Origin of the sequence: Synechococcus sp. 65AY6A5 (assembly GCF_002760415.1) — a bacterium.
Taxonomy (GTDB): domain Bacteria; phylum Cyanobacteriota; class Cyanobacteriia; order Thermostichales; family Thermostichaceae; genus Thermostichus.
On record NZ_AXUW01000001.1, the window covers coordinates 1,120,796 to 1,127,398 of the forward strand.

6 protein-coding genes and 1 pseudogene are annotated in these 6,603 nt (G+C 60.8%); 2 read left to right on the top strand and 5 right to left on the bottom strand.

Annotated features, from left to right (window positions below; genetic code table 11):
- Window positions 1-345 precede the first annotated feature (345 nt).
- Both SYN65AY6A5_RS05295 and SYN65AY6A5_RS05300 read right to left on the bottom strand, forming a co-directional pair.
- Window positions 346-1,203: a Tab2/Atab2 family RNA-binding protein gene (locus tag SYN65AY6A5_RS05295; protein WP_011430111.1), complete on the bottom strand. Its 858-nt coding sequence runs from the start codon at window positions 1,201-1,203 to the stop codon at window positions 346-348.
- A 17-nt stretch (window positions 1,204-1,220) separates the two neighbouring features.
- Window positions 1,221-1,700 (bottom strand): VOC family protein, encoded by a 480-nt coding sequence (locus tag SYN65AY6A5_RS05300; RefSeq protein WP_011430110.1) that lies wholly within the window; start codon window positions 1,698-1,700, stop codon window positions 1,221-1,223.
- Window positions 1,701-1,960: 260 nt separating this feature from the next.
- Here SYN65AY6A5_RS05300 and SYN65AY6A5_RS14655 point away from each other — a divergent pair, with 260 nt between their 5' ends.
- Window positions 1,961-3,052 (top strand): TonB family protein, encoded by a 1,092-nt coding sequence (locus tag SYN65AY6A5_RS14655; protein ID WP_099884041.1) that lies wholly within the window; start codon window positions 1,961-1,963, stop codon window positions 3,050-3,052.
- Between the two features lie 24 nt (window positions 3,053-3,076).
- On the opposite strand, the gene gloA is transcribed toward SYN65AY6A5_RS14655, so the two are convergent.
- Window positions 3,077-3,511 carry a lactoylglutathione lyase gene (gene gloA / locus SYN65AY6A5_RS05310; RefSeq protein ID WP_011430108.1) on the bottom strand — a complete coding sequence of 145 codons (435 nt, stop codon included), beginning with the start codon at window positions 3,509-3,511 and terminating at the stop codon, window positions 3,077-3,079.
- 66 nt (window positions 3,512-3,577) lie between these two features.
- Between gloA and gcvT the strand changes: the two genes are divergently transcribed.
- Window positions 3,578-4,714 carry a glycine cleavage system aminomethyltransferase GcvT gene (gcvT, locus tag SYN65AY6A5_RS05315; RefSeq protein WP_099812182.1) on the top strand — a complete coding sequence of 379 codons (1,137 nt, stop codon included), beginning with the start codon at window positions 3,578-3,580 and terminating at the stop codon, window positions 4,712-4,714.
- Here gcvT and SYN65AY6A5_RS05320 read toward each other — a convergent pair.
- Together SYN65AY6A5_RS05320 and SYN65AY6A5_RS14660 are read right to left on the bottom strand one after the other, a co-directional pair.
- Window positions 4,698-5,654 (bottom strand): sigma-70 family RNA polymerase sigma factor, encoded by a 957-nt coding sequence (locus SYN65AY6A5_RS05320; protein ID WP_011430106.1) that lies wholly within the window; start codon window positions 5,652-5,654, stop codon window positions 4,698-4,700. The two genes, gcvT and SYN65AY6A5_RS05320, sit on opposite strands and share 17 nt — an antisense overlap.
- Window positions 5,655-6,323: 669 nt before the next feature.
- Window positions 6,324-6,603, bottom strand: a pseudogene (locus SYN65AY6A5_RS14660) (hypothetical protein); the annotation flags it as partial.

Sequence of the window (6,603 nt, forward strand, 5' to 3'; positions counted from 1 at the left end):
GTTTCCAATTTCTAGGGATCCCCCCGAAGGGGGAACTCTACCCCTATTAAACCCAAGCAGGGCAAGGAATGCAAGGCCTATTTGCGAGGGGGTCGGTCGAAGGTGGCAAAAAAGGGCCCCGAAGAGGGGGGGTGAGAGGCCTGAAAGCCTTGTGGCGCAAGGCATCGAGCGGGTCAACGAAAGAATCAGCCTTTGCGGGTTTTGGCGAGGCGCTCGCAGAGGCGTTGATACCATTTTTGTGTTGCCTCGCAAACATAGCTAGCCTGAGGATTCACGCAAGGGTTTGCGGGCTGCCCAGGCAACTGGGGCGGAGCGAGTGGCGGGGCAGACAGGCCGACAACTGTTCTAGAGAGGGTACTGCATCAGCCAAAAGCCGGCGAAGGACTGGGCCCGGAAATCGCTCTGGATGGCAAGGAAATGGATCCCTTGGGCTTGGCGTTGTCGCTGGGCAAAGCCTTCTGCCTCCGCCCGCAGCTTTTCATCTTTTAATTGCGCAAACAGATAGCAATCGTTGAGGCCAGCCTCGAACAGCAGCCGTCCCTCGGCAACATGCAAATAAGCAGGCTCCATACCGCTCAGCCAAGCTGCTATGGGCAAAGCCCGCCGCGAGGCAATCACCAAGCCGGGAATGATCGTGTCCGGCGCCCAGGCCTCCCAGTTCACCGGGAACAGCTCGCCGAATTCCATTGGCCAGGTCTCGGCTTCCCGCAGATCCCTGGCCCGCAGCGTCACGAACGCCCAGCGCTCCCCCTGCAACTTATCCGGCAGGGGGATGGGATCCGGCGGCTCCGGCTCTACAGGGGGCTCAGGGCTGTAGGTGAACTGGGTTTCTTGGGGGTAAACCTGCTCTGCCCGCTCTCGCATCCAGGCCTTGAGGGCATAGACCCGACGGCTGGGCAGCATGGGGATCCCGGCGGCGTTGCAGGCCCGCTGCAAGATGGAGCTCATGCGGGCTCGGAAGACGCGAATGGCTGCAGGCGGCTGGGGGGCTGCCTCCAGATAGCCGCGCAACTGTTGGGCTACCCAGGTGCTATTGACCTCTTGGTTGCTGCAGTACTTGGCCTGGCGCAACTGGCCGCTGGCATCGCAGACCAGCAGCTCCCAAACCCGCCGCCCCTGCCCATCCCGCAGTGGGACGGCGTTGAAATCCATCTGCCAAATGGGGCCGCGCCCAGGGCTAGAGTGTAGGGGTTGAGTGGCCAAGGTGTTCCTCCCGTTTGCTACGCACTGCTGGGAGAGCGATCCGGAAGCTGTTGGCCTGAGGGATGGAAAGCAGTATCCCCGACCAAAGCCCATTCCCGCTCTCCAAAAATGGCGGCAGGGTAGCGGTAGTACTTAAACTCCAGCAGGTTGTAGAAGGGATCCTGCAAAAAGAAGGTGCCGTGCTCCAGGGGGGTGCCGACAAAGCGCCAGCGTGGCTCCTGATAGAAAAGCAATCCCCGCGTGCGGGCCCGCTCGGCCAGCGCCTGCCAATCTGCCTGGGCAGGGAAGATCAGGCCAAAGTGGCGGGGGTAGATGCCCCGCTGGGGCGTCAGCTTTTCCTGGGTGAGGTGGGCCACCAGTTGATGGCCATACAGGTTCAAGATGACGGCGGCAGGGGTTTCTCGACCGACCTCGCAGCCCAAGCCCTCGCCGTAGTAGGCCTTGGCCAAGGCAAGATCGGCAACCGGAAAGGCCAGATGAAAGCAGATGGGTTCCATGGGCTCTCCTGCAAATCGGGATCCCTGCTCTTTATCTAAGGTAGGCGATTTTAGAACGGCTGCTGCCAGGTGGAATGCCGACTGTACGCCTTTGCGCAGGAAGCCCAACCGCTCGGATGCTATAACACTAGCTAGCGTGTAATCTGCTTGCGCCAGCAGTGCGGAGCACTCTTGCGTCAGCGAGACGGAGTCCTTTGGCCGAGTCTGCAGCAAGAGAACTCGGTGTGTTGAGAGGTTTGTAAGAAGGGGCAAGCTTGGTCATGACCAGCATCTGGGTTGAACAGCGCCGCCGCGAGGAAGAGGCGCGCGACTTTTTTTGGATGGTGGCGCTGTCCTTGCTGCTGCACGTGCTGGCGCTGCTGGCCTTGCTCTACTGGAGTCGATTTTGGCCACTTCGCCAGCAAGAACAAGAGGCCATTGAGTTTATCCTGCTAGAGCCAGAAGATCTCAAGCCGCCGGAAGAAGCAGAGCTGGTTTCGGAAGTGGATTCCCGCGATGGGGGCGAGCGGGCGGAAGCCCCCCCTTCTCAGGGCAGTCCACCCCAATCCCAGGCTGCTCCTCGCCAGGAGGCTCCCCCACCTCCTCCGCCGCAACCCCAGCCGCCGCAACCGCAGCCGCCTGCCCCTGTTCCACCCCCTGCTCCGGCGGAAGTTGCTCTGGCCACTCCTCGATCTACCCCACCCCCTACGCCAACTGCGCCTCCGGCTCCTCCTCGGCCCACTCCCACCCAGACTCCGCCACCGGTGGCGGCTGCTCCCCCTGCTCCGCCGGCTCCCACCCGCCCCCCCACTGCCGAGCCTCTACCCGTGCAGCCCAGGGAGCGGGACTCGGATCCCAGCCAATTGCAGCCTGTTGCGCCTGCTCCCCAACCGCCGACGGAGGTTCTCCCTGCCGAGCGGCCCTCCGATGCTTCCCAGTTGGGGCCGCCCCTCAGCGCTTCCGCTCCCAGTGATGGGGCCGGGATCCAGGGCAGAGGAGCCAGCGGCTTGGCCAACCCCACCCAATCGGCTCCCAACCCCCCCAGCGTGGCGGCGCGGGCCAATGTGGACTGGGGCCCTTGGCTGGCAGCTCTGCAACGCAAAGTGGAGCAGAATTGGATCCCTGGCCAGACCGGCACCTCCCGCCGCACAGTGGTGATCTTTACAGTGGGCCGGGGGGGCGAGCTGCAGAGCATTCGCCTGGCCCGCACTTCCGGCAGCCAACAAACCGACGACGCAGCGCTGACAGCAATTCAGCGGGCGGCGCCCTTTTTGCCCCTGCCTGAGGCCTATGAAGGCAACTCGGTGACGATCAACTTCACCTTCGACATCAACGTCTTGGGCCAGTTGACGGTGGGGGGATCCGCCAACTAGGTGGGGGATCCGCTTCTGGCAAGTTTAGGCAGAGGCGGCAGCTGTTCTTTCGGGGGCGGCACCCTGCTCCTGCAGGGATCCCATCTGGATCAGCTCGATTTTGTAGCCATCGGGATCCTCGACAAAGGCGATCACGGTGCTGCCGTGTTTCATGGGCCCGGGCTCGCGCACCACTTTGCCGCCGCGGGCTTTGATAGCCTCACAGGTGCTGTAGATATCCTCGACGCCGATGGCGATGTGGCCGTAGCCGTTGCCCAGCTCGTAGTGGTCGGTACCCCAGTTGTAGGTTAGCTCGAGCACCGCCGTTTCCGATTCGTCGCCATAGCCCACGTAGGCCAGCGTGAACTCCCCGCTGGGGTAGTCTTTTTTGCGGAGCAAGTGCATCCCCAGAACGTCACAGTAGAACTGCAAGGAGCGCTCTAGGTTGCCAACGCGGATCATGGTGTGGAGAAGACGCATGGGACGAGCTCCAAGAAATGGGCGACGTTGCGTTTATTCTAGTCCTTGACTCCTAGAGATCCGTGGATGAGCTCAACTCCCCTGCAACGCACCCCCCTGTTTCCCCTGCACCAAGCCTTGGGGGCGCGGTTTGTCTCCTTTGCCGGCTGGGAAATGCCGCTGCAGTATCAGGGGGTGGTGGCCGAGCATCGGGCGGTGCGGGAGCGGGCAGGCGTCTTCGACATCTCCCACATGGGCAAGTTCGACCTCTGGGGGCCGGAGCTGGGATCCCACCTCAGCCGTCTGGTGCCCAGCGATCTGGGCGCTGTGGCGGTGGGATCCGCTCGCTACACGGTTTTGCTAAACCCCCTAGGGGGCATTGTGGACGATGTCATCTTCTACCGGCACCCACCAGAAGGCGAGCTGGAGCACTGGAGCCTGATCGTCAACGCGGCCACCCGCCAAAAGGACTGGGAGTGGCTCCATCAGCAGGGGATCCCCGGCCTGGAACTTCAAGATCACACCGAGTCTCAGGTGTTGCTGGCGGTGCAGGGGCCGGCAGCCGAAGAGGTTTTGCAGCCTTTTTTGGCGGGATCCCTGAGGGCTTTGCGCCGGTTTCAACACGGGCAGTTTGCGACTCGAAAAGAGAGATCCTCAGGGGCAGGGGTCTTTGTGGCCCGCACCGGCTACACCGGAGAGGATGGCTTTGAGCTCCTGCTCGGCCCTGCCGACGGGCTTTGGCTCTGGGAGCAACTGGTGCAGGCGGGGGTACAGCCTTGTGGACTGGGCTGCCGCGATACGCTGCGCCTGGAGGCCGCTTTCTGTCTCTACGGGCAAGACATAGATGAGAGCACCACCCCCCTGGAAGCCGACCTGGGCTGGTTGGTCAGCAATCCAGGGGACTACATCGGCAAGCCTGCCCTCGAAAGCCAACGCCAGCAAGGGATCCCGCGCCGTCTGGTGGGGTTTCGGCTGTTGGAGCGAGCCATTCCCCGCCGCGGCTATGCCATCTACGCTCCCAACTCCCCTGAGCCGATCGGCCGGGTAACCAGCGGCACCCATTCTCCCACTTTGGGCTATGGCATCGGCCTGGGATATGTGGATTCAACTTGGGCTAAGGTGGGATCCCAGCTAGAGATTGAGATTCGGGGCCAGCGCCGTCCTGCTGAAGTGGTGAAGAAGCCGTTCTACAGAGGGCAGGCTCCAGTTAGCTTGGGGAGTTGAGCTGTCTGCCGGCCTTGGGGGTGGAGTATTCCTGCTGTAGCCGCCGCAATTTCCGCAGGGCCCGCCGCTCAATTTGCCGGACTCGCTCCCGCGAAAGACCGATGTGCTCCCCAATCTCCCGCAACGTCAGGCCCTTCGACCCATCCAGCCCATAGCGGGCCACAATTACCTGCTGCTCGCGTTCGCTCAGTTGGCTCACCAGGGCGCGCACTTCCTCGCAATGGGCAACCCGATTCAGATGTTCGATGGGATCGTTGTCCTCGTCAGGGATAAAGTGCTGCAGCTCGGTGCCGTCCTCGTCGCCTACCCCTACATTAAGGGATCGGATCTCGGCCATGTGGCGGGTGATCAGTTCGCGGTAGTTGTCGCCAATATCCAGCGAATCGAAAACTTCCTCTGCGGCAGGCCGGGATCCCTTCTCAGCGGACAGCTCGCGGTAGCGCCGCTTCACCTGGGAGACCTTCTCGTACATGTGGGCGGGCAGCCGGATCAGGCGCCCTTTGTTTTGGATGCCGCGGTTCACGCTCTGCCGGATCCACCAGGTGGCGTAGGTGGAGAACTTGTACCCCCGCGTGGGATCAAATTTTTCCACGGCGCGGGTGAGGCCAATGGTGCCCTCTTGAATCAGATCCAGGAACGGCAAGCCGCGGTTGCGGTAGCGCTTGGCAATCGACACCACCAGGCGCAGGTTGCATTCCACCATGCGCTTTTTGGCCGCTTCCCCCTGCCGCAGGATCTGCTGCAGCTCCTCTAAAGGGATCCCCAGCCGTCGGCTCCAATCCTCCAGCGACTCGTGCTGCCGCCGCTGCTCCAGAAGGGCCATCATCCGCTGCACTTGGTGGGCCAGATGCAGTTCTTCCTCAGCGGTGAGCAACGAGTAGCGCCCAATGATTTTTAAAAAACGCCCCACTGCGTCTTGCAGCTCAAGATTCTCCGCCATATCAAACCCCACACCATAAGTTGATGCCCTGTCAGAATCTTCGCTTCTGCTGTCGCATCAAGCTTGCTTCCCACAGTACGAAGCCGACCTTGCTGCAAACAGCACTTTATTCATACCAGTAGAAAAGCCTTTCCGTAAAGGTTTTGGCAACCTAAAATCCAGACTTTCAGCGGCTATTTGATTCACTAAATTTATTGAGTCTTGTCCTTGAGCTACCGCCAGCGGTTCCTCAGTTCCGGCCTCTGTCAGCTCGCCGATTTACGGGTAGATGTTACTAAAATAAGGCGATTCCGTTACTCAAAACTTAAATCAATAGGACAGAAAAAAGCAAGCAAGATCGGTCATGCTCTCTCAATCGTTAACCAGATTGTACTGAGATAAGAAACATGTTTTTTGATACACTCTACATCGCTACAGATGCCTATTTTGTCTGTAGAAATCTATCGGAGAGGCTGGCCCGGCAAGGTATCAAACAGCCTGCTAATCCATTTCTGAAACCTTTTGAGGCTGATTTCAGAGAGAGTTGTCAATGAGCCTCAACCCCAAACCAGCCAAGGCAGATCCCAAGGAAAAGCCATCGTCTTGGCTGCCCCAAGTTTAGAGTAAATCAAGATAAATTTTGGATCTCAGACACTACCCATAGAGTCAAGTCTTCGAGCCGCCATCGTACTACAGGTTATCCGTCGAGTAGGGGCTATGGAGCCCAGGCGGGAAAAGCCGCAACCCCTGCTGTCGCACTCGCCGCTCCTGGAAGGGGATGGGGGTGACGCGCGGCAAAGGTGTAGCCACAGGCTGGGGAGTTGAAGTGGGGACAGGCTGCGGAGAGGGCTCTGGGCTGGGTTCAGGTTCAGGAGTGAGCCCTACGGGCGGTGGCGCGGGAACAGCCGGGATCCCTTCTGCGGTGGGACGGGAACGGTCCAGCTGAAAGCGAGGCTGGCGAGGCGGCGCG

Bases quoted from the DNA above. Each gene is read 5' to 3' on its own strand.
- SYN65AY6A5_RS05300 (WP_011430110.1), bottom strand. From the start codon at position 1,700: ATGGAACCCATCTGCTTTCATCTGGCCTTTCCGGTTGCCGATCTTGCC.
- SYN65AY6A5_RS14655 (WP_099884041.1), top strand. From the start codon at position 1,961: ATGACCAGCATCTGGGTTGAACAGCGCCGCCGCGAGGAAGAGGCGCGC.
- gloA (WP_011430108.1), bottom strand. From the start codon at position 3,511: ATGCGTCTTCTCCACACCATGATCCGCGTTGGCAACCTAGAGCGCTCC.
- gcvT (WP_099812182.1), top strand. From the start codon at position 3,578: ATGAGCTCAACTCCCCTGCAACGCACCCCCCTGTTTCCCCTGCACCAA.
- SYN65AY6A5_RS05320 (WP_011430106.1), bottom strand. From the start codon at position 5,654: ATGGCGGAGAATCTTGAGCTGCAAGACGCAGTGGGGCGTTTTTTAAAA.